The organism is Paraburkholderia atlantica (assembly GCF_009362785.1).
Taxonomy (GTDB): domain Bacteria; phylum Pseudomonadota; class Gammaproteobacteria; order Burkholderiales; family Burkholderiaceae; genus Paraburkholderia; species Paraburkholderia atlantica.
The window spans coordinates 27,000-48,288 of sequence record NZ_WHNQ01000014.1 but is presented as its reverse complement, the minus strand read 5'-3'; the positions used below and the strand labels follow the sequence as shown (position 1 = coordinate 48,288).

General features: G+C 65.3%; 19 protein-coding genes. 9 read left to right on the top strand and 10 right to left on the bottom strand.

What is annotated here, in order from left to right; genetic code table 11:
- Nucleotides 1-50: 50 nt before the first annotated feature.
- Complete coding sequence (locus tag GCT19_RS20495; protein ID WP_152852956.1) at nt 51-1,295, bottom strand: DUF1479 domain-containing protein; 1,245 nt, start codon at nt 1,293-1,295, stop codon at nt 51-53.
- Between the two features lie 95 nt (nt 1,296-1,390).
- On the opposite strand from GCT19_RS20495, the gene GCT19_RS20490 reads away from it, so the two are divergent.
- The 3 genes from GCT19_RS20490 to GCT19_RS20480 all read left to right on the top strand — a co-directional run bounded on the left by GCT19_RS20490 (nt 1,391) and on the right by GCT19_RS20480 (nt 4,987).
- A complete protein-coding gene (locus tag GCT19_RS20490; protein ID WP_152852955.1) occupies nt 1,391-2,383 on the top strand; it encodes a helix-turn-helix domain-containing protein in 993 nt (330 codons plus the stop codon).
- A 125-nt stretch (nt 2,384-2,508) separates the two neighbouring features.
- On the top strand, nt 2,509-3,456 hold the full coding sequence (locus GCT19_RS20485) for a lactate/malate family dehydrogenase (RefSeq protein WP_013091338.1): 948 nt from the start codon (nt 2,509-2,511) through the stop codon (nt 3,454-3,456).
- 52 nt (nt 3,457-3,508) lie between these two features.
- Entirely contained in the window at nt 3,509-4,987 is a 1,479-nt protein-coding gene (locus GCT19_RS20480) for a DASS family sodium-coupled anion symporter (protein ID WP_152852954.1), read from the top strand.
- A 186-nt stretch (nt 4,988-5,173) separates the two neighbouring features.
- Here GCT19_RS20480 and GCT19_RS20475 read toward each other — a convergent pair whose 3' ends face one another.
- Nucleotides 5,174-6,391 (bottom strand): DUF2252 domain-containing protein, encoded by a 1,218-nt coding sequence (locus GCT19_RS20475; protein ID WP_152852953.1) that lies wholly within the window; start codon nt 6,389-6,391, stop codon nt 5,174-5,176.
- A gap of 193 nt (nt 6,392-6,584) precedes the next feature.
- Nucleotides 6,585-7,544, bottom strand: coding sequence for a transcriptional regulator FtrA (ftrA, locus tag GCT19_RS20470; protein WP_018433577.1), 960 nt, complete (start codon nt 7,542-7,544; stop codon nt 6,585-6,587).
- Nucleotides 7,545-7,652: 108 nt separating this feature from the next.
- On the opposite strand from ftrA, the gene GCT19_RS20465 reads away from it, so the two are divergent.
- Both GCT19_RS20465 and GCT19_RS20460 read left to right on the top strand, forming a co-directional pair.
- A complete protein-coding gene (locus tag GCT19_RS20465; RefSeq protein ID WP_152852952.1) occupies nt 7,653-8,108 on the top strand; it encodes a rhodanese-like domain-containing protein in 456 nt (151 codons plus the stop codon).
- Nucleotides 8,109-8,261: 153 nt separating this feature from the next.
- Nucleotides 8,262-10,346 (top strand): putative bifunctional diguanylate cyclase/phosphodiesterase, encoded by a 2,085-nt coding sequence (locus GCT19_RS20460; protein ID WP_152852951.1) that lies wholly within the window; start codon nt 8,262-8,264, stop codon nt 10,344-10,346.
- On the opposite strand, the gene dapA is transcribed toward GCT19_RS20460, so the two are convergent.
- On the bottom strand, nt 10,339-11,247 hold the full coding sequence (gene dapA, locus GCT19_RS20455) for a 4-hydroxy-tetrahydrodipicolinate synthase (RefSeq protein WP_152852950.1): 909 nt from the start codon (nt 11,245-11,247) through the stop codon (nt 10,339-10,341). The genes GCT19_RS20460 and dapA overlap by 8 nt on opposite strands.
- A gap of 439 nt (nt 11,248-11,686) precedes the next feature.
- Between dapA and GCT19_RS20450 the strand changes: the two genes are divergently transcribed.
- Entirely contained in the window at nt 11,687-12,979 is a 1,293-nt protein-coding gene (locus tag GCT19_RS20450) for an aspartate carbamoyltransferase (protein WP_152852949.1), read from the top strand.
- A 22-nt stretch (nt 12,980-13,001) separates the two neighbouring features.
- Here the strand turns inward: GCT19_RS20450 and GCT19_RS20445 are convergent, their stop codons facing one another.
- Nucleotides 13,002-13,856: an alpha/beta hydrolase gene (locus GCT19_RS20445; RefSeq protein ID WP_152852948.1), complete on the bottom strand. Its 855-nt coding sequence runs from the start codon at nt 13,854-13,856 to the stop codon at nt 13,002-13,004.
- 156 nt (nt 13,857-14,012) lie between these two features.
- Nucleotides 14,013-14,837: an NAD(P)H-dependent oxidoreductase gene (locus GCT19_RS20440; RefSeq protein WP_152852947.1), complete on the bottom strand. Its 825-nt coding sequence runs from the start codon at nt 14,835-14,837 to the stop codon at nt 14,013-14,015.
- A 70-nt stretch (nt 14,838-14,907) separates the two neighbouring features.
- On the opposite strand from GCT19_RS20440, the gene GCT19_RS20435 reads away from it, so the two are divergent.
- The gene (locus tag GCT19_RS20435; protein WP_152852946.1) at nt 14,908-15,816 is read left to right on the top strand and encodes a LysR family transcriptional regulator; all 909 of its coding nucleotides are present in this window, start codon (nt 14,908-14,910) and stop codon (nt 15,814-15,816) included.
- Here GCT19_RS20435 and GCT19_RS20430 read toward each other — a convergent pair whose 3' ends face one another.
- Nucleotides 15,817-16,692, bottom strand: coding sequence for an aldo/keto reductase family oxidoreductase (locus GCT19_RS20430; protein WP_152852945.1), 876 nt, complete (start codon nt 16,690-16,692; stop codon nt 15,817-15,819). It abuts the gene before it with no gap.
- 107 nt (nt 16,693-16,799) lie between these two features.
- On the opposite strand from GCT19_RS20430, the gene GCT19_RS20425 reads away from it, so the two are divergent.
- Entirely contained in the window at nt 16,800-17,702 is a 903-nt protein-coding gene (locus GCT19_RS20425; protein ID WP_152852944.1) for a LysR family transcriptional regulator, read from the top strand.
- A gap of 29 nt (nt 17,703-17,731) precedes the next feature.
- Here the strand turns inward: GCT19_RS20425 and GCT19_RS20420 are convergent, their stop codons facing one another.
- The gene (locus GCT19_RS20420; RefSeq protein WP_013091324.1) at nt 17,732-18,094 is read right to left on the bottom strand and encodes a response regulator; all 363 of its coding nucleotides are present in this window, start codon (nt 18,092-18,094) and stop codon (nt 17,732-17,734) included.
- Between the two features lie 215 nt (nt 18,095-18,309).
- Between GCT19_RS20420 and GCT19_RS20415 the strand changes: the two genes are divergently transcribed.
- Nucleotides 18,310-19,518 carry a sensor histidine kinase gene (locus GCT19_RS20415; protein WP_152852943.1) on the top strand — a complete coding sequence of 403 codons (1,209 nt, stop codon included), beginning with the start codon at nt 18,310-18,312 and terminating at the stop codon, nt 19,516-19,518.
- A gap of 118 nt (nt 19,519-19,636) precedes the next feature.
- Here the strand turns inward: GCT19_RS20415 and GCT19_RS20410 are convergent, their stop codons facing one another.
- Entirely contained in the window at nt 19,637-19,999 is a 363-nt protein-coding gene (locus GCT19_RS20410) for a hypothetical protein (protein WP_227749296.1), read from the bottom strand.
- A gap of 74 nt (nt 20,000-20,073) precedes the next feature.
- The gene (locus GCT19_RS20405) at nt 20,074-21,024 is read right to left on the bottom strand and encodes a hypothetical protein (protein WP_152853027.1); all 951 of its coding nucleotides are present in this window, start codon (nt 21,022-21,024) and stop codon (nt 20,074-20,076) included.
- Nucleotides 21,025-21,289: the final 265 nt, after the last annotated feature.

The window sequence follows — 21,289 nt, the reverse complement described above, 5'->3', positions numbered from 1 at the left end:
AATGACAGCAAGTTCTGCTCCCGATCCAGAGCCGGCCATGCCCTTTCCGCTCATAAATCAAAGCCCATTTGCGAGCGGCCAAGCTCGGTAAGATCGTCTGCCGTCGCGCGGCCGACAAAATCGACTTCGAAATGATCGGCCGGAAAATCCGGCGGGCTCCTGCCTTCGAGAAAGCTCGGCAGTTGCCGCTTCAGGTACGCATCGTTCTTCGCGCAGGCCGGCAGCGAAGCGATATACATCACGTTGCTATAGCCATTGCCGCGATGCGCGTCTTCGACCGCGTGAATGACGTCGCTATGCCAGAACACCGTGTCGCCCGCCTGCATCAGCGGAATCGACGACAGCGCATGAAACAGCGGCGCGTGATACTCGGACTTGATCGACAGTGCGCGACCCGGCATCGCTCCGCACAAGTCGTCTTCGGCGACATCGTCCTGCAGCGCGCGCAACAGGATGTAGATCATCGAGTTCGCCATGGGCACCAATTGCAGCGTGCCGTCGCCGGGGCCTTGCGGCGTCAGCGCGGTCCAGCCCTGAAACGTGCGGAACATCGAGCAGACGGCCGGCGAAGCGATCTCCTCGACTTCGGTTCGCCACGCGGCATCGAACGGATCGTAGTCGCGCCAGTGGCCCGAGAACACGTGGCGATAGACCTTGCGGAAATTCGGCTCGATCCAGCGCTCTACCGAACCACCGTCGCAATGCGCCGACAATCCGAGCGATTCCGAGCCGGGCGGCCGACGACGCAGGCGGTCCGCATACACCGGCACATGGTTCGGATCGAAATGCACGCGCCCTTCACTCTCGGTGCGCCACAGCCGGTTCAGGAACACACGGGCCTGCGTGAGTTCGCTCGACTGGCGCGCGAGCACCTGCGGCTTCGACCAGTACACGCCGTAGATTTGCGGCTTGCTCGAAGCGAGCTGGCCGAAGTACTTGTCTTCCGCGCGATTCAGCAGCTTGGCGTCGAGGTCGTTGCGCTCGACGTAGTCGGCGATGTCCTGATCCCATTGCTCGACGAGCGACCTGTCGAACACCTTGCGGATCACACAGGCGCCGCGCGCTTTGACCAGCGCGATCTGTGCGCCGGTGACCCGGTTCGCGACGATGTCGGCGAACTGAATTTCCGGAATCACCGGCTCGCCGCGATCACGCAGTGTGGCGATTCGCTCCGCCTCTTTCGTCATCGCCGCTTCGACGTCGGCGAACACTTCACGGTAGTTCGGCAGCATTGCGCGCAGTTCGCGCTTCGCTTGACGGATGGCTGCCGGCAGGTCGTCGATTTGCAAGGCCATTGCATCGTCTCCATGGGTTTTCTGATGCTTGAAGCGTACGCGAACGAGCGCCGGGCGCGTGATACTATCCGGTCAAAGATTTAACGATTTCGGACATGAAAGCCGCTTTCGAACATGTGGATTTCGGCCGGGACTGTTCGGTCAGGGTTTATCACCGCCGGCTGCCCCGCATCCCTTTCGAATGGCACCACCATCCCGAGTACGAACTGACGCTGACGATGAACAGTCAGGGCAAGCGGTACATCGGAGACTCGGTCGCGACCTACGGCGCGGACGATCTGGTGCTGGTGCCGCCGAATCTGCCGCACACGTGGGCCTCGAATCGCTCGATCGACGCGGCGCACCCGCAGGTCGCGATCGTCGTCTGGTTCGACGGCGCGTGGCTGCGGCGACTCGCCGATGTCTGCCCCGAATACAACGGACTCTGCGACCTGTTGCGCAGAGCGGCCTGCGGCCTTGCGTTCGAAGCGGGTGCCGGCACGCGCATGCGCGCACACCTGGACCGCCTGCTGTCCGACAAACCGCGCGAACGCTTGCAGGCGGCGCTCGATGTGCTGGACCTGCTGTCGGCGCTCCCCGCCACGCCGCTCGCGTCCCCCAGCGCATTCGATGCGCGGACCGGCGCAGCGACTGGCCACGAATCGGATCAACTCAATCGCGCGCTCGCATTGATCGAGACACAGTTCGCGCATCCGCTGCGGCTTTCCGCGCTTGCCAAGGCGTCGGGGCTGTCCGAGCGCTCTTTGACGCGGCATTTCACGCAGCATCTTGGCGAGAGCGTCGGGCGCTACGTGACGCGCGTGCGAATCGGCCACGCGTGCCGGATGTTGACGGACACGCAAGCGCCGATTTCCGTCATTGCGACGCGCTCCGGGTTTGCGAACGTCGCGAATTTCAACCGGCAGTTCAAAGCCGCCAAGGCCATGACACCGGTTGAATTCAGGCAGCAGTTCGCGGGCGCGGGGCGCGCCGAGCAACAGATGTCGCCGCAGCTCACCGAGCGCTCGCCTTCTCTTCGGAGACTCCGCAACAAAGGAAACGGCAAGCGAATGTCCCGGCCCGCGCGTGCCGGCCAGCAGTCCGAATAAGCGGTCGACACGGCGAACTGCAGGCGAAAAACGCGCCGCCGTGTAGGACTAAGGTCTGATTGATGACAAACGCGCGCGTGCGACTATGCTTCGGGGGGTGAAACCCGAACTCAACGAGGTTCGCTATGCGGCAGGCCAAGATCGTTATCGTCGGCGCGGGGCTGGTTGGGGGATCGGCAGCCCTGTTCGTCGCGTTGGCCATTCCGAGCGCGAAAGTCGTCATCATCGACGTCGCGCGGGTGCGCGCTGAAGGACAGGCTCTGGATCTCGCCCACGCCGCGGCATTCTGGGGGCACAGCCGGTTCCGCGCGGGGGACTACGAAGACGCGCGCGACGCCGACATCGTCGTGATCACGGCCGGCGCCGGCGTCAAACCCGGCGAGACTCGCCTGCACCTTGCGAAAACCAATGCGGACATCGCGACCGAAATCGTCGGGCGCATCGCGCCGCTCGCGCCCGAAGCCATCTATCTGATCGCGACCAACCCGTGCGACGTGCTGACCGGCGCCGTTTACGACCAGCTGCGTTGCGAGCGCGAGCGCGTCATCAGCACCGGCACCTCGCTCGACACCGGGCGCCTGCGCTCCCTGCTGTCCGAACGGTTCGGCGTGGTGGCCTCCGCGATTCACGCCTATGTGCTGGGCGAGCATGGCGAATCGGCGGTGATCCAGTGGTCCGCCGCGACGGTCTGCGGCATGCCTCTCGAAACCTTCCTGACGAGGAACGGCAAGGAGCTGGGCCCCGCCAGCAGGGATCTGATCCTGCGCTCCGTTCACGAGGCGGCCAAGCTCATCAAGGAAGGCAAAGGCGCCACCCATTACGGCATCGCCAGCGCGATAGGAAGGATCTGCGAGGCCATCGTCCACGACACCGATCTGATCCTAACGGTTGGCATCGTCGAGCCCGAAGTGGAAGGCGTACCGGACGTGTGCGTGTCGCTGCCGATGGTCGTCAATGGCGCGGGCGCGCGCCTGATCGCCTATCCTGAACTTGACCCTATCGAGCGCGAGGCCTTGCTGGGCAGCGCGCGCATCGTCAAGGAGGCGACGGAAAGCGTGCTTCACGAGCGGTGACGCTTTCCCGCGCACTTCGAAAATACCCAGCAACGCCGGCACGAGGTCCATCATGGCTCCCACACCTGCCAAGGTTTCACAGCCCACCAGCTCCCCGCCCGCCACGCCGAAGCCGTCGGTCGGACTGCCGGCGGGCATCTGGAAATATCTGGTACCGATCGCGGTCGGCCTCGTGCTGTGGTTTTTGCCCGCGCCCGCCGGCCTGCAGCCGAAGGCGTGGCATATGTTCGCCGTGTTCGTCGCGACCATTGCGGGGATCATGACCGCCCCGCTGCCGATGTCGGTGGTTGCCATCATCGGCTCGACCATCGGTGTGCTGGTCGGCGTCCTGACGTTCGCCGACGTCACCCGATCCACCGGCACCGACCTCGTCTGGCTCGTGATGCTGGCGTTTTTCATTTCGCGCGGCGTGATCAAGACCGGCCTTGGCCGCCGCATCGCGCTTCTGTTCATGCGATCGCTGGGAAAGCGCACGACGGGACTCGGCTACGGGCTCGTGTTGACCGAACTCGTGATCTCCCCGGCGATGCCGAGCATCACCGCGCGCGCGGGCGGCGTGATGCTGCCGATCACGCGAGCGATTTCCGAAGTGCTGGGCAGTCACGCCGACGATCCGGAATCTCGCGCGAAGGTGGGACTCTATCTGATTCTCTGCGCCTTTCACGCGAACATCATCACGGCGGGCATGTTCATCACGGCGATGGCGGGCAATCCGCTGGTGGTCAAGCTGGCCGCGGACCAGGGCGTCTCGATCAGCTGGCTCGACTGGGCGCTGGCGGCGTCGATCCCCGGTCTTTTGTGCCTCGCCGTGATTCCGATCGCGATGCTGTGGATCGCCCCGCCGCACGTCAGACGCACCCCCGATGCGACCGATCTCGCGCAACGAGAGCTCGCAACGATGGGCTCCATCTCGGTCAAAGAAATCATCATGGCGTGCATCTTCGTCGGCTTGCTGGTGCTGTGGGTGTTCGGCGACGATATCGGCATCGGCGCGACGCTCGCGGCGGCGATCGGCGTTTCGTTGCTGTTCATCAGCGGCGTGCTGACCTGGCAGGATGCGCTGAACGAGAAGTCCGCCTGGGACACGATGATCTGGATCGGCCTGCTCATCATGCTGGCCTCCAAGCTCAACGAGTACGGCATGGTGGCCTGGTTCGGCAAGGAATTCGGCGCGCATCTCGCGGGCTTTCCGATGCTGGCCGTCTATATGCTGGTGGCGGCGATCTATGTTTACATTCACTACTTTTTTGCCAGCGCCACCGCGCATATCAGCGCGCTGTTTCCACTTTCGATGGCGCTGATGGTCGCCGCCGGCGTCCCGCCCTTCGTCGCCGCGGTCTCGCTCGGCATCCTGAGCAATGTGAACGGTTGCCTGACGCAATATGGAATCGGCTCCGGGCCGGTCATGTTCGGCGCGGGCTACGTGACCCAAGGCGAATGGTGGAAGGCGGGCTTTTTGATGAGCCTGTTTTACATGGTCGCCTGGCTGGTGGTTGGGCCGCTTTGGTGGAAGGTGCTGGGCCACGTATGAGACAACGCGACTTTCGACGCGCGGACCGTACGGCTCGCGCACACGTGATCCTGTTGCGCTTCCCGCTTCGTCAATCGCGAGCGGGCCTGACTCGCGCAACCTCGCCGGTCGTCATCGAGCGCCGCCGATCGCCGCGACGCCGTCCGCGGCGCTGACGCTCTGGCCGGGCGGCAATACGAAGATGGTTTACTCGCCCGCGCCGCTCGCCTCGACACTCCCTCGGTCATAAGCTTCGCAATAAGCCTTCCAATCCGCCGCGACCTGCGCCTCACACTGCGTCGCCAGATCGATCAACGGCAGTTGCCAATCGCGCCGACTGCCAAACGCAATCAGATCATCCGCGATCGCCGACTTCTGCCGCCCCCCGCTGCGCAGATGCGCCCACGCGCTCAACTCGGCCATGCTGTTGATCACCGCTGCGAGCCGCGGCAGCTTGCCGTCCCAGTCGGCAAGCGCGACGCGATCTTCCGACGGCTGCAGACTCCGCAGCACATACGAGCGCTGGTTGAATTCGACCGCGTGCAAAAAGGCCTGCGAGACCGCCTGATTGCGCCGCTGCACTTCGACGACACGCTGCGCTTCGGTGTGCCACTGCGGCTGCGTTGCCGTCACGTGCGCACTGACCGACGATGACAGCGCCTGTTTCAGATCGATCAGATAGTTGCCATCGGGCGAGCCCTTGCCCTCGACCAGAATCACGTAGCGATCGACACCGAGGCTGCCCGTGCCCGCGATGCGTCGCGCGACATCGAGCGTGCGGTAGAAATCGGGATTCGGCTCCGTCGCAGCGAACTGCCGCATGAACTGCACGACCGCCGCGCGTCTTTCATCGCTGACCGGCAGCGCTTTCTTGCCGTCGACCTTCAGCATGCGCGTCTTGCCTTTGAGCACGGTGCGCCGGTCCAGATGCGCGGCGCGCGTGCGGCTCGCGAGCGCGACGAACAGATCGCGGACCATGCCGGTCGCGGTCTCCGCTTCGATCCAGCGCGACTTGCCGTACGCGAGCGCGGCGCCGTAGGCATCGAGCGCGGTGTGGCATAGCGCGAGCGCTTCAGCGCGGCTCAGCTTCAGGTCGGCCGCGCCGACCAGCACGCTCGTCAACAGACGCACGAGTTCGTACGGAGCCGGGGCGAGACAGGCTTCGTCGAAGTCGTTGTTGTCGAAGTAGACGAGGCGATTGTCGCCCTTGTAGCTGCCGAAATTTTCGAAATGCATGTCGCCGCAGATCCACACGTGCGGCGCGTCGTCGAGCACGTTCGCGTGCGGCAGACGCTGGTAGAAAAGATGACAGGTGCCGCGCAGAAACACGAACGGCGAGCCGCGCATGGCTTTGTATTTCATCGCGAGCCGTTCGGGGTCGCGCCCGGCGTTGAAACTGGCGATGATCTTTGCGACGTCGGACATAGCGGGTTCCCTGAATGAGCAAGCTCGACGAGAGCTCCATGCCTGCTGCTGTGACCTCGGCGCGTGCCGCGAATTCAATGCGGGTTCAGTGCGGATGCAGCGAACCCTGCGTGTCGAGCACGTCGTTGATCGCGGTCACGACGAGCGCCGTGATCGGCGTCGGCTGGGCGATGCGGCCGCGGTCCGCGCGCGCTCATCCCTCCCCGCCAAACCTGCGCCGATACGCCCCCGGACTCGTCAACGCGATCCGGCGAAAATGCCGCCGCAACGACTCCTCCGACCCGAACCCCGCCAGCTCGGCGACGCGCGCCATCGGCAACGGCGTCGCCGCTTCGAGCAACTCACGGGCAAGTGCGACACGCTCCCTGACGAGCCATTCATAAGGCGCCATGCCGGTCGCGTCGCGGAACTGCCGTTGCAGCGTGCGCGGGCTCATTGCCGCGCGCCCGGCTAGCGAGTGCAGCGTATGCGGCTCGGCGGCATGGCTGCGCACCCAGTCCATCAGCTTCGCGATACGTCCGCTTTCGTCGTGCGGCATCGGACGCGGCACGAACTGCGCCTGACCACCCTCGCGATGCGGCGGCACCACGAGCCGTTGCGCGACCCGATTCGCGACCGCGCTGCCATGATCGCGTCGCACCAGATGCAGCAGCATGTCGAGCCCGGCCGCCGATCCCGCCGACGTGATCACCTGCCCTTCATCGACGTACAGCGCGTCAGGCTGCACGCGCAGTTGCGGGTAGCGCTGCTGCAACTTGTCCGCGTAGCGCCAATGGGTCGTCACGGTCTTGCCGTCGAGCACGCCGGCCGCCGCGAGCACGAACACGCCCGAGCAGATCGAGCACAGCCGCGCGCCGCGCTCGTAGGCTGCGCGAAGCCTGCGCAGCAGCGCGGCCGGCGGCAGTTCGTCGGCATCGCGCCAACCCGGAATCACGATCGTGTCGGCGCTCGCGAGCAGCCGCAGCGTGTACGGCGCGGCCAGCGTGATGCCGCCCGCCGCGCGGATCGGACCGGGCTCGCCCGCGCAGACCGCGAAGCGATACCATGGCACGCCGAGCTCGGGACGCTCGAGTGCGAACAGTTCGGTCACGCAGCCGAATTCGAAGGTGCAGAGCCGGTCATAGGCCAGAGCGACGACGAGATGATTGTGCATGGCGCGATGTTACCGAAGTTTGACGATCACGCCACTTACCGGGTGACAAGCCGCTCGTCATAATCGACTCGGCTACCAGACCACCCGATCAACTTCTCGTTCCTTGCCATGACTCACGACAACCTCACCACCGCCGCGAACGCCGTCACCGCGATCCCCGCCGCCGACAGCGCCGACGCGATCGCGCACTTCCACGCGTCGCTGCGCTTCGAAACCGATTGCGCCGACGTCCACGCCGCGCTCGCGAGCGGCGCGCCCGGCTTCGTGCTGCTCGACGTGCGCAGTCCCGCGCTGTTCGCGCAGGGCCACGTACCAGGCGCGCTGAATTTGCCGCACGGCAAGATCGTCGCGTCGAAGCTCGCGGCTTATGCGCCGGACACGCTGTTCGTCACCTACTGCGCGGGCCCGCACTGCAACGGCGCGGCGCGCGGCGCACTGCGGCTCGCCCAGCTCGGGCGGCCCGTCAAACTGATGGCGGGCGGTGTCACCGGCTGGCTCGACGAGGGTTTCGCACTCAGCCGTCAGGACGCCGATCCGTCGTCCGATCCGCGCTCCGCCGCCTAGCGCGGTCCGCACTTCGGCACGCCGTCCAGCGCGGTATCCGCCCTCTGCCGCGAGCCCGTTTTGGCCCCTGTTAGCCAGGCGCAAATTAGTTAAACAAAATTGGAAAAGTGCCGATAAGATGTCAAGCCGCATTCCTCGCGCGGCGGACCCAACATGCATAGTTCTTACAACCTGTGGCTCGTGGCGATTTCGTTCGCGGTCGCGACGCTCGCGTCGTACACCGCGCTCGATCTGACGGGTCGCATCTTCCTGCTCGCCTCGGCGCGCCGGCGGCAGGCATGGCGGCTCGGCGGCGCGCTCGCGCTCGGCGTCGGCATCTGGTCGATGCACTTCGTCGCGATGCTCGCGTTCTCGCTGCCGATCCCGCTCGGCTATGACCTCGGGTTGACCGCCTATTCGCTGGCCCTCGCGATCGGCGCTTCCTATCTGGCGCTCTTCCTGACGACCCAGCAGCGCCTGACGCCGGCCCGGCTGCTGGCGGGCGGCGTGGTGATGGGAATCGGTATCGCCGGCATGCACTACACCGGGATGGCGGCGCTGCGCATGGCGCCCGCCATCCACTACCAGCCTGTGTGGTTCGCGGCCTCGATCACGATCGCGATCGGTGCGTCTAGCGCCGCGCTGTGGATGGCGCGCGCGCTCAGCAACGAACACGAGCGTCATATCGCGCGCAAGCGTCTGGCCGCGGCGCTGGTGATGGGCGTCGCGATCAGCGGCATGCACTACACGGCCATGGCAGCCGCGGATTTCGCGCCCGGTGCGATCTGCGGCGCGGCCAACGACATGGACGCGCAATGGCTGGCCACCGCGGTGATCCTGCTGACGTTCGCGGTGCTGATCGTCACGCTGATGCTGTCGCGCTTCGACGTGCGCACCACTTTCCTGCTCGGCGCGGTGTCGAAGCTGAACGGCCAGATCGTGCGGCTCGCGACGCTCGACGCGTTGACGGGCCTGCCGAACCGCGCGACGCTGACCGAGCGGATCGAACGCGCGATTAGCGGCGCGCGCCGCCAGCGTACGTCGTTCGCGGTGCTGTTCATGGATCTCGACGGCTTCAAGACGATCAACGATTCGCTCGGTCACTCGGCCGGCGACGCGGTGCTGTCCGCCTTCGCGCAACGCCTGCAGCAATGCGTGCGTTCGAGCGACACCGTCGCGCGGCTCGGCGGCGACGAGTTCGTCGTGCTCGCGGAACATCTCACGAGCGGCGACGACGCCGCCGCGCTCGCCGACGGCGTGCTCGAGCGGATGCGCCAAGGCACGTGGAGCGACGAACAACCGCTGCAGGTAATGCCGAGCATCGGGATCGCGCTCTATCCGCGCGATGGCGACAGCGTCGAGACGCTGCTCCAGCACGCGGACGCCGCAATGTACGAAGCGAAGCGCGCGGGCCGCGGCACCTACCGCTTCTTCGAGCGCAGCATGAACGAGGCCGCCACGCGCACGCTGCAGATCCAGCAAGTGCTGCACGACGCGTTCGCGAATGAGCGCTTTTCGCTGGTGTTCCAACCCAAGTTTCAGCGCGGCGGCGACGCACTCGCAGGCGCCGAGGCGCTGATCCGCCTTCACGATCCAGAGCTGGGCGCACTGACGCCGGCCGAATTCATCCCGGTCGCCGAGCGCTCAGGGCAGATCGTGCAGATCGGTTACTGGGTCGTGCGCGAAACCTGCCGGCGCATTCGCGGCTGGATCGAACAGGGCCTGCCGGCGATGAAGGTGGCGATCAATCTGTCGCCGCGTCAATTGCTGCAGCCGGACCTCGTCGAGACGATCCTCGAAATCGTCAGGACCGAGGGCGTCGCGTGCGAGCAGATCATGTTCGAGATCACCGAGAGCGTCGCGATGCAGGACGCCGCGCGCACCGTCGACGTGATCCGCGCGTTTCAGGCGAGCGGCTTCGACATCTCGATCGACGACTTCGGCACCGGCTATTCGAGCCTCGCGTATCTGCAGCGCTTTCAGGTGAAGCAGCTGAAGATCGACCGCTTCTTCACCCATGGTCTCGACGCGAACGGCGCGGCGGGCAGCGCGATCGTGTCGGCGATCATCGCGCTCGCGCACTCGCTCGAAATGGACGTGGTCGCCGAGGGCGTCGAGACCCAGTCGCAGCTCGACAAGCTGCGCTCGATGATGTGCGACGAAATGCAGGGCTATCTGCTCGGCAAGCCGGTCAGCGCCGAAGACTTCGGCGCCATGCTCCGCAGCAGAATGATCGCCGCGAGCGGAGTGTCTATCTAAGCGGCGTCTCTCCCAACGCCGCGAGCCGTTCGGTCAACGCCTCGCTCGCGCGCGTCATCGGCAATCGCAATTCGTTGCGCACCCACCCCGTCGCCGCGAGCAGCGCCTTCACCGGCGCGGGATTCGGTTCCGCGAAAGCGAGCCGGATCTGCGGCAGGAGCGCGTGAAAAATGCGCCGTCCTTCGTCGAGCCGGCCCTCCGTCAACGCTTGGTACAGCGCGACGAAACGCTCGGGCCGCCAATGCGCGGACGCCGCGATCGCCCCACTGCCACCCGCGCACACCGTCGAGAAGACCTCGATGTCGTTGCCGGCGAGCACCTGCAGACGGCCGTCGCGAATCAGCGCGAGCGTCGTGTCGAGCGAACCGGCGCAATCCTTGATCGCCTGGATTCGCGGATGCGCGGCGAGCGTCAGCAGCGTGTCGAGTTCCAGCCGCACCCCGGTGCGCTGCGGAATGTCGTAAAGCACGACCGGATGCGCGCTCGCGTCGGCTAGCGCGCTGAAGTGCGCGACGATGCCGTCCTGCGCGGGCCGCGTGTAATACGGCGCGGCGATCAGCACGCCGGCAATCGGCAACGGATTCAGCTGCTCGATCCGTGCGCGCATGCTCGCGGTGTGATTGCCCGAGACGCCGACCAGCACCGGCAGCGGGCGTCGCTGCGCGTCGGTGGCGTTCGCGGCGTTGGCGTGGGCCTGTGCGGCGTCGAGAATCGTCGCGAGCACGGCGTCCTGTTCGGCGGCGTCGAGTGTGGCGGGCTCGCCGGCCGTGCCGAGCGCGACGAGCCCGGCCACGCCGGCGTCCGCATAGCGGCGCACCAGCGCGCGCAACGCGGCGTGATCGACGGCGCCGTCGGCGAACGGCGTGATCAGCGGAATCCAGATACCCGAGAGATCAGACATGTTTTCTACCTCGATGACGACCGTATCGAATGCGGGTCAGCGGTGCGAGGGAGAACACAGGAGAAGGCCGCAGGCGGGCGGTCGACCGGTCGTTCCGTCGCACATCTGACGACGGAACTGCGCGCTCCGGTCAGATGAGCGGCTGTTTTTTGGCTTTGGCGCCGACGTTACGCGAAACACCGTTCGCGCGTGCGACCGCCGCGCTCGCCAGAGCGGCGCGGGCGAAGGTCGACGAACGGAGCGGGAACATAGGGCCGGAGTGCATGCACCGCAGTGTAACCGCGAAACCCGCGCCGCGGGGCCTTCGGCGCCTCACGAAGCAACTCGCGCAGGAAAACGCTTGACATCTACGCGCCGGAAACTAATATACGCACCGCGTACATCAACGCGTTTTGCTGTCTTACTCCCGCCGACCCCCACACTTGCGACAGGTGCCCTCATGAGCGTTCCGCAACAAGCCTTCCTACGCGATGCGATGCGTCGCCTGAACATGACGCGCGATACGTTCGCTAACCGCATCGGCGTGTCGCGCCGGGCGCTGGATACATGGCTGCTGCCGGACGACTCGCAGGAATCGCGGGCGATGCCGGAAATCGTCGAGCGTTTCGTGTCGGAGATCGTCGCGAACGCGGAGCCGGGCGAAGGATATACGCAAAGCGTAGACTCGCAATCGCTTGCAAGTCAGATGCTGTTCGAGGGCAAGCCGCAGTTGCTGTCGGTCGATCAGTTTTCGCGCGACTCGGTCGAGGCGCTCTTTCGCGTCGCCGACATCATGCAGCCGATCGCCCGGCGCCGCAAAATCTCGCGCGTGCTCGAAGGCGCGGTGCTCGGCAATCTGTTCTTCGAGGCGAGCACGCGCACCCGCGTGAGCTTCGGCGCGGCGTTCTGCCGGCTCGGCGGCTCGGTGTGCGACACGACCGGCTTCACGTTTTCGTCGATGGCGAAGGGCGAATCGATCTACGACACGAGCCGCGTGATGAGCGGCTATGTCGACGCGCTGGTGATCCGCCACCCGGAGCAAGGCTCGGTGGCCGAATTCGCGCGCGCGACCAACGTGCCGGTGATCAACGGCGGCGACGGTCCCGGCGAGCATCCGAGCCAGGCGCTGCTCGATCTGTACACGATCCAGCGTGAGTTCTCGCGCCTGGGCAAGATCGTCGACGGCGCGCATATCGCTCTGGTCGGCGATCTCAAGTACGGACGTACCGTGCATTCGCTCGTGAAGCTGCTGGCGCTCTATCGCGGCATCAAGTTCACGCTGATTTCGCCGCCGATGCTCGAAATGCCGGGCTATATCATCGAGCAGATTTCACGCAACGGTCACGTGATCGAACAGACGCACGACCTGCGCACCGGTCTGCGCGGCGCCGACGTCGTGTATGCGACGCGCATCCAGAAGGAGCGCTTCACCGACGAGTCGTTCGAAGGCTACACGCCCGACTTCCAGATCAACCAGGCGCTCGTCGATAGCATGTGCGGCGCCGACACGCTGATCATGCACCCGCTGCCGCGCGACAGCCGCCCCGGCGCGAACGATCTGAGCACCGACCTCAATCACGATTCACGGCTCGCGATTTTCCGCCAGACCGACAACGGCATTCCGGTGCGGATGGCGATTTTCGCGGTACTGCTCGGCGTCGACAAACAGGTCCAGCATTCGATGCGCGATGCCACGTGGCGCCCGCCCGTCTACCTCGGCCCGGACGACGCGGTGTTTCACGGCATCGATTGACGCGGACAGCGGTGTCCGCCCCTCAGGCCGCGGCGCGCGCGTCACGCATTTCGCGCGCCGCCTGCCTGAATGTGCCGGCAAAGAACAGCACCTGATATTTGACCGCGTTCGACCAGTACTTCCATGTATGGCCGCCGGGCCGTTCGGCATAATCGTGCGGTACGCCGAGTTCGACGAGCCGCTCGTGCAGCAGACGGTTCGACTGCACGAGCGAGTCGTTCACGCCGCAATCGATCGTCAGCGCGATATGGTCGCGGCCGAAGTCCTCCGCGTTGGCGACGATCGCCTGGCTATCCCAGAAGTCCGCATGTTGGGACGGGTCGCCGAACACCCGCTCGATGCCGGGCTCGTCCTCGCTGCTGCGCGGGTCCACCGCGCCGCTGATGCTGCCGGCCGCGCCGAACGCGTCGGGCATGTCGAGCGCAATGCGTAGCGCGCCGAATCCGCCCATGCTCAAGCCCGTGATCGCGCGCGCCTGCCTCGTCGCGATCGTGCGGAAATGGCCGTCGATATAGCCCACCACTTCGGTGCCCACATAGGTTTCATAGCGGCTGCGCGGATCGACGGGACTATCGATGTACCAGCTATCGCGGCCGCCGTCCGGCATCACGAGGATCATCTGATAGCGATCGGCGAGCTTGCCGATATGCGAATTCGCGGTCCAGTCCGTGTAATCGCCGCCTGAGCCGTGCAACACATAGACGACCGGAAAGCGCGCGGCCTGGTTGCCGCGCGCGTACTGATCGGGCAGCACGACGGTCGCGTCGAACGTACGATGCATCGCCGCGCTCGGGATCGTGACGACGCGCGACTGGAACGCCCACGCGGGCGATGCGATCAGCATCAAGATGAGCCAGAACGTACGAACTGGATTCATGGTGGGTCGCCCTTCCGCTTGTTTCCGCTAGCTTCCGGCTGCTTACCTTTATCAGGCATCCGGAATAAAACCGTCCCGGCATGCCTCGGCCTACGTCCGTCGACGACTCTAGCAATGGCGACTTACAACCATATTTCAGCGAAACATACGATCCAGTCAGGCTTCAGCTGCTTCGTCCGCTTGCGTTGCGGCCTCTACGCCCGCTTCTTCGACGTGCACGGCAAATCCAATCTGCCCCGGCGCCAGATCGTCCCGCAATGTGAGCGCTGGAATTTCATACGCACCTCCATTCTGCGGCCGGAACGCGATCGGCGCGGTCGTCCACAGCGTGTCGAGCCGTCGCCCGAGCGCCGCGCTGACTTCAGCATACTTCGCGTCGTCGACGCGGCTCGTGCGGTAGACGACGAACGGCGGCAATACCTCGAAGCCGGGGTAATACAGCACGCCGTGCTGGATCGGGAACAGCACGTCGTCGATCGGACCGTTGATGCCGCGCGCGCTGTAGTGCGACTCCCAGCCGCCCGTCGTGACGACCAGCATCGCGCGCTTGCCCGCGAAACGGCCCTCGCCGTAGCGCTCGCCCCAGCGCGCATCGGAATGCTCGCCGACGCCATACGCGAGACCGTACGCATAGACGCGCTCCACCCAGCCCTTCATGATCGCCGGCATCGAGAACCACCAGAGCGGAAACTGCAGGATCACCGCATCGGCCCACTTCAGCTTGTCCTGCTCGCGCGCGATGTCCTCGCTCTGCAAGCCGTTTTCGAACGCATGCTTCGATTCGAGCGACGCGAAGAAGCGCTCGGCGCTATGACGCTCGCTGGTGTCGTGTGCATCGAGCGACGCTTTCCAGTTCATCGCGTACAGATCGGACACCTGCACCGTATGGCCGGCGCGTTCCAGATGGCGGACAGCGAAGTCCTTCAGCGAACCGTTCAACGATTTCGGTTCGGGATGCGCATAGATGATAAGAACGTTCATGATGGGACCTTGGTGGCTGAAAACAGTCACGATAGGCATCGCCGCGGTATATTGGAAATGAATTCCCAATATGTCAGGTATTGCCGTGGTTAATCTCAGAAGACTCGACCTGAACCTGCTCGTCACGCTCGATGTGCTGCTCGAGGAGCACAACGTGACCCGCGCTGCCGAACGGCTGAACTTCTCGCAGCCGTCGGTCAGCGTGCATCTGGCGAAACTGCGCGACGTATTCGGCGATCCGCTGCTATTGCCGGGACCGCGTGGCATGCGGCCCACCGCGAAAGCGCAAGAACTGCGCGAGCCATTGCGCGAAGCGCTCGACGCACTACAGCGCGCCGTTGCGCCAACCAGCCCGTTCGATCCGGCCGCGGCGACGCAAACCTGGCGCATCGCCGCAACGGACTACGCGGAGTCGACGATCATCCTGCCGATGCTCGCGGGCTTGCGCGCGGTGGCGCCCGGCACGCGCCTGGCGATCGTCGAGGCGGTGCCGCCGCGGCTCGCTCGCCAGGCCGAACAGGGCGATATCGATATCGGCTTTCATACGAGCGAAGGCGCGCCCGAAGGCTTGCGCCGTCGCGTGCTGTTTGCCGAGCGCTACGTGCTGGTCGGCCGCGCGGGTCATCCGAAGCTCAAGCGCCGGCCCACCCTCGCGCAGTTCTGCAAGCTCGAACACGTGATCGTGTCGCCCGATGGCGGCGGCTTTTTCGGCGTCACCGACGAGACGCTCGCAAAGGCGGGGCTGGCGCGCAAGGTCGTGCTGTCGGTGCCGCACTTTCTGTTCATGCAGTCGGTGCTCGCGAGCACGGATCTCGTGGGGATGCTGCCCGCGCGTCTCGTGCGCGGCTCGGACACATTGCGGATGGTCGAGCCGCCGGTCGAGGTGCCGGGCTACGAGATGGCGATGCTATGGCACGAGCGCGTGCATCGCGATCCCGCGCATCAATGGTTGCGGGAGTTTATTGCGGCGTCGGTGTAATCAGCCCTTTTCAGCACCGATCGCATCCAGTTGATCGAGCACCTCGTCGCTGAGCTTCAACTGCGCCGACTGCAGGTTTTCGCGCAGATGAGCCACCGAAGACGTGCCAGGAATCAGCAGAATGTTAGGCGCCCGATGCAACAGCCAGGCGAGCGCGACCTGCATCGGTGTGGCCTCGAGCGTGCGCGCAAGCTCCGACAGCTCCGACGATTGAATCGGCGTGAAGCCGCCCAGCGGAAAAAACGGCACGTAGGCAATGCCCTGCTCCGCGAGCGCATCGATCAACGCATCGTCGTCGCGATGCACGAGGTTGTAGTGGTTCTGCACACACACGACCTTCGTGATGCGCTGCGCTTCGGCAATCTGCGCGGCCGTCACGTTGCTCAGGCCGACATGACGCACGAGCCCGCGCTGCTGCAGCTCGGCGAGCGCCGTGACCTGCTTTTCGATCGAGCCCTCGCTCGGCGCGTGCACGTTGCCCATCACGCGAAGGTTGACCACGTCGAGTGCGTCGAGCCCGAGGTTGCGCAGATTGTCGTGCACCGCGCGCTCGAGATCGGCGGGCTCCTGCGCCGGTAGCCAGCCACCAGCGCTGTCGCGCACCGCGCCGACTTTCGTGACGATCGTCAGATCGCGCGGATACGGGTGCAGCGCCTCGCGGATCACCTGATTGGTCACGTGCGGCCCGTAAAAATCGCTGGTATCGATGTGGTCGACGCCCGACGCGACCGCCTCGCGCAGCACCGCGAGCGCCGCGTCGCGGTCTTTCGGCGGCCCGAACACGCCGGGGCCGGCCAGCTGCATCGCGCCATAGCCCATGCGCCGCACCGCGCGGCCGGCGAGCACGAAAGTGTCGATGGAGCTGAAGTTCGGCATCACGATCTCCTTGTGAAGTGATGAGCGGCAGTATCGCCGGAATTGCGTTGTTGAATAAACCGGTCTAACGTGTACGGGTTGTTCAAAATTCTGCACAATCAATCGTCATGGAACTGAATGATCTGGCCGCCTTCGTTTCGGTCTCCCGCGCCGGCGGCTTTCGCGACGCGGCGCGTGTGAGCGGTGTGTCGGCGTCGAGTCTGAGCGTCGCGGTGCGGCGCCTGGAAACGAAACTCGGGCTGCGCCTGTTGAACCGCACCACGCGCAGCGTCGCGCCGACCGAAGCCGGGCTGCGTCTGATTGAGAAGCTGACGCCGCTGTTCGGCGAAATGGAAGCGGCGCTCGACGTGCTGAACGGCTTTCGCGACAAGCCGACCGGCACGCTGAAGCTCAACGTGCCGTCGAGCGTCGCGCGCATCGTGCTGCCCGACGTGCTCGCGCGCTTTCTGAAGCAGTACCCGGATATTCGCGTCGAAGTGGTGGTCGAGGATGGTTTCGTCGATGTGCTGTCGATCGGTTGCGATGCGGGTATTCGCTACGACGAACGCCTCGAACAGGACATGATCGCGGTGCCGATCGGCGCACGCGTGCAGCGCTTCGCGACCGCCGCGTCGCCCGAGTATCTCGACGCGCACGGCCGTCCGCAGCATCCCAGCGAACTGCTCGCGCATGCCTGCCTGCGCGGCCAGTTCGCGAGCGGTGCGATGCCGACCTGGTACTTCGAGCGCGATGGCGAACTGCTGCAATTGAATCCGACCGGACCGCTGCTGGTGCGGCCGGGCGCCGCGATCGACCTCGCGGTCAGCGGCGCGGTCGCTGGTCTCGGCGTCATTCACCTGTTCGAAGACATGCTGCGCCCGCATCTTGACAACGGCGCGCTCGAAGCGATTCTCGAACCGTGGTGGCAGCGGTTTTCAGGGCCTTTTCTGTACTATCCCGGCCATCGCCATGTGCCCGCCCCGCTGCGCGCGTTCGTCGATTTCCTGAAGGCCGACTCAACACGCAGTTGACTCGATCACACGACGGTGATCGTGCCGTATCAGCACCGTGGCGCGCAGAGTTGCGCGATCGTGGTCAGAAACAGATCCGCGCCGATCGGCTTCAGCAAACATGCGCTGCAGTACTGCGCATCGCTGTCCGGGGGCGGCACCGCGGTGTGGACCAGAATCGGCACGTCGACCGATAGCGGCATCGATTTCAAACGGCGGCACAACTCCGCGCCGTCCATGATCGGCATCATCCAGTCCGTAACAATCAGGTCGGGAACGTGAGCGACGACACAAGCGAGCGCTTCGGCGCCGTTGCTCGCGCAACTCACCTCATACCCTTCGCTTTCCAGAATCAGCCGCCATGCGGCTAGAATTTCCGGTTCGTCGTCCACCAGCAATATCGAATACATCATGGTTTGCTGACGAAACTTGCTTCTTGTCTGATCAGAGTCTCGCAAGAGGTGTTCCACAGGCGGCAATTGCGCGGATAATGACGCGGGTTGCCGGCGCGCATCGGATGCCTGGCCGATTGCCGGCGAAAACAGGCCCGCGGTGCCCGCGCCAAATCGAGGCGTTCGGAACCGTTCGCGTGTTTGTATGTTGTAGAAACTCCACTCCGGTATCCATCATGACCGACCGACGCGTGAGCCCGCTGCGCAATTTGGCCAACTTCATCCGTGCGGAACGCGGCCGTCTGACGCGGCAATGGATGCACGCCGTCGCCAACGACGCCGATCTCGTCGAAGCGGACAAGCTCACCTATCAACAGCTGGCCGACCATCTGCCGGAAATCCTCGACCAGCTGTGCGGGGCGCTCGATGCCGAAGATCTCGAACGCGCCGAACCATCGATCGAGCGCGACGCGAAGAAGCACGGCAATATCCGTTGGCAGCAGGGCTACCGGATCGAAGAGCTGGTGCGCGAACTCGACCTCTTTGAGCAGGTGCTCGTCGAAGCGCTCGAAGAATTCGTCGAACGCGACCGGACGTGCACGCGCCGTCACGAGAGCCGCGCGCGGCGTCTGATCGCCGAAGCGTTCAGCGTGGTCACGTATGCGTCGATCAGGGAAGTGGTCGGCGAGCGCGATCGCAAGATCGATGAATACACGAGCCGGCTCGAACGCGCGAATTACGAATTGACGCGCAAGCAGCGGCTGGTCGGCGATCTGTATGATTCGCGCATGCACATCACGCGCTGCGTCGTGCACGATCTGCGCAATTTCCTCAACGCGTTCTCGGTGGCGCTGCAACTGATCGAGCGAGCGCCGTCACAAGCCGAAGCCGCGCTGACACTCGCGAACCGTCAGGCCGCCGACATGAAGCAGCTGGTCGACCAGATGGTGGAGTACTCGGTCGTGCTCGGCGACTCGGCGACACTCGTGCTCGAAGACGTCGATTTGCGCGAACTCTTCGACGAACTCGTCGCATCCACGCAGCCGTCGATCGACGCGAAGGGACTGGCGTTGCACAGCGCGTTCGATGCGGCGCTGCCGGTTGTCACGTCGAACCGGCTGAAGCTCAAGCAGATCGCGGTCAATCTATTGACCAATGCGATCAAGTACACGAAGACAGGGCAAGTCGAATTCCGGTTCGCGATGCATGGCGCCGAACACTGGACGATTCGCGTGTCAGACACCGGTGTCGGCATTGCGCCCGCCGACGCGGAGCGCGTGTTCGACGAGTTCGAGCGCGCGGCCGGCGAGGAAACCCCCGGCACTGGGCTCGGGCTCGCGATCGTCCGCGAGCTATGCCGCGTGCTCGATGGGCAGATCGAGTTTGCGTCGCGCGAGGGCGTGGGGACCACGTTCGAGATCCGGTTTCCGCTGCACGTTCAATAACCCGACCCATCGCATGATCCATCTGCATACTGCGCGCTTCCCCGAGCAGATCGAGGCGGTACGTGTTCAATCCGATCCCGGCGCGATTTTTCTGGAATGCGATCTGACGCGGCCGCATTCAACGTAATTGCGATGCAGGCCTGACCCGGCCTGCGGGCAGGCACTCGCTCATCGCGCCGTTCTTTTCGCTCAATCCACGCACGACCACCTCGGACGATTTGCCGTCACGCCGCGCGAGTTCGGCCAGATCGAGCATCGCGGCGTAGCGCGCGGAACAGTCTCTAGACGCGCTGGTAGTGGGAATCGAGCGACGGTCATCGTTGGGGTTGCTGGCGTCGATGACTGCGTGGATCTCCAGCAAGGTCGCCACGACGATCGTCGCGAGTGCGGCCGTTTTGCGGAGCGCGCGCCACGCGGACCGTTCGGCTCGCGAATGGCACTCCGTCTCCTCCACAGGTGCTGAATCTGCCATTTCGCACATCGCGTCGCACCGCGCGGCGCGATGTGAGCGCCACGACTCCCCGCACGTTCTGATTCGCATCGCCGCGCCCATCGTCAGACCCAATGCGCCGGCACCCACACGCGCCCGACCCAATGGCCCGGCACCCAGACGGCAGCCCGCGGCGCGACATACACGGGACGCGGCGCCACGTAGACGGCGGGCGGAGGCACGTACACCACCGGAGGCGGCGGAACATAGGCCGGCGGCGGCGTCACCACGACGGGCTTCGGCGGCACGTACACGACCGGCGGCGGAACGACCACCGGCGGCGGAGGAGGCGGCGGCGCGACCACCACCGGCTTCGGCGCGACGACCACGGTCGTACCGGTCGTCGTGGTCCCGCCCGCGACCACCACACCGCCTGTGACCACCGTACCGCTCGACGTCACCGTGTGGCCCTGCGTGCCGGTCACGCTCGTCGACGTCGTCACGACGCCGGGCGCGACGCGCGTCGCGGTGCCCGAGTGATAGACGCTGTTGTTGTCCGGACCCGTCACCGTGCCCGAGCGCGCGCAGGTCGAACCCGCGCAACTGGTCGACGCCGAATGATTGACCGTATTACCGTTCGACCCGGTGACCGAGCCCGACGACGAATACTGGCCGGGCGCGGTGCGCGTCACGTCGCCGGACGTCGTCGCCGTTTTGCCGTCGGGGCCGGTCATCGTGCCGGTATGCGAGCAGGTACCGCCCGCGCAACTGGTGTCGCCCGAGTGCTGCACGGTGTTGCCGTAGCGGCCCGTCGCGGTACCCGAGTTCGAGAACTGGCCGGGCGCCGTGCGCGTGACCGTGCCGGTGTTGCTCGCGAAGCCGCCATAGGGGCCAGCCACGCTGCCCGCATGCGAACAGCTACCGCCGCCGCAGGAGCCGTAGTGCGCGCCGTTATAGACGCCGCGCGACGTGTACGCGGTGCCATGACCCGACCAGGCGAACGCCGATGCGCTGCCGAGCGCGAAGACGGCGGCGGCCGCGCCCAACACCGCCTTGCGCAGCGCGCCTCGCGCCATGCTGGCGCAGACCTTGTCGGAACCTGCGAGTGAACGATTTTTCACGATATGTCCTTGCTGGATTCGGGCCACTTGCGTCACTGCCGTGTGGCGACGAACGGACTATAGAAGGACACTCCATGGAAATCATCAGGGAAGATATGTCGCGCTGTTTCACCGCGACGCCGGCCCGCCAGGCAAGGCTTTGCAGGCATTCGGCGGGAGCCGCGACATATCTCGACATAGTTTGCGAAACATTCTGTGCCGCTGGAACCGGCCGCGATCT

Bases quoted from the DNA above. Each gene is read 5' to 3' on its own strand.
- GCT19_RS20495 (WP_152852956.1), bottom strand. From the start codon at position 1,295: ATGGCCTTGCAAATCGACGACCTGCCGGCAGCCATCCGTCAAGCGAAG.
- GCT19_RS20490 (WP_152852955.1), top strand. From the start codon at position 1,391: ATGAAAGCCGCTTTCGAACATGTGGATTTCGGCCGGGACTGTTCGGTC.
- GCT19_RS20485 (WP_013091338.1), top strand. From the start codon at position 2,509: ATGCGGCAGGCCAAGATCGTTATCGTCGGCGCGGGGCTGGTTGGGGGA.
- GCT19_RS20480 (WP_152852954.1), top strand. From the start codon at position 3,509: ATGGCTCCCACACCTGCCAAGGTTTCACAGCCCACCAGCTCCCCGCCC.
- GCT19_RS20475 (WP_152852953.1), bottom strand. From the start codon at position 6,391: ATGTCCGACGTCGCAAAGATCATCGCCAGTTTCAACGCCGGGCGCGAC.
- ftrA (WP_018433577.1), bottom strand. From the start codon at position 7,544: ATGCACAATCATCTCGTCGTCGCTCTGGCCTATGACCGGCTCTGCACC.
- GCT19_RS20465 (WP_152852952.1), top strand. From the start codon at position 7,653: ATGACTCACGACAACCTCACCACCGCCGCGAACGCCGTCACCGCGATC.
- GCT19_RS20460 (WP_152852951.1), top strand. From the start codon at position 8,262: ATGCATAGTTCTTACAACCTGTGGCTCGTGGCGATTTCGTTCGCGGTC.
- dapA (WP_152852950.1), bottom strand. From the start codon at position 11,247: ATGTCTGATCTCTCGGGTATCTGGATTCCGCTGATCACGCCGTTCGCC.
- GCT19_RS20450 (WP_152852949.1), top strand. From the start codon at position 11,687: ATGAGCGTTCCGCAACAAGCCTTCCTACGCGATGCGATGCGTCGCCTG.
- GCT19_RS20445 (WP_152852948.1), bottom strand. From the start codon at position 13,856: ATGAATCCAGTTCGTACGTTCTGGCTCATCTTGATGCTGATCGCATCG.
- GCT19_RS20440 (WP_152852947.1), bottom strand. From the start codon at position 14,837: ATGAACGTTCTTATCATCTATGCGCATCCCGAACCGAAATCGTTGAAC.
- GCT19_RS20435 (WP_152852946.1), top strand. From the start codon at position 14,908: ATGTCAGGTATTGCCGTGGTTAATCTCAGAAGACTCGACCTGAACCTG.
- GCT19_RS20430 (WP_152852945.1), bottom strand. From the start codon at position 16,692: ATGCCGAACTTCAGCTCCATCGACACTTTCGTGCTCGCCGGCCGCGCG.
- GCT19_RS20425 (WP_152852944.1), top strand. From the start codon at position 16,800: ATGGAACTGAATGATCTGGCCGCCTTCGTTTCGGTCTCCCGCGCCGGC.
- GCT19_RS20420 (WP_013091324.1), bottom strand. From the start codon at position 18,094: ATGATGTATTCGATATTGCTGGTGGACGACGAACCGGAAATTCTAGCC.
- GCT19_RS20415 (WP_152852943.1), top strand. From the start codon at position 18,310: ATGACCGACCGACGCGTGAGCCCGCTGCGCAATTTGGCCAACTTCATC.
- GCT19_RS20410 (WP_227749296.1), bottom strand. From the start codon at position 19,999: ATGTGCGAAATGGCAGATTCAGCACCTGTGGAGGAGACGGAGTGCCAT.
- GCT19_RS20405 (WP_152853027.1), bottom strand. From the start codon at position 21,024: ATGGCGCGAGGCGCGCTGCGCAAGGCGGTGTTGGGCGCGGCCGCCGCC.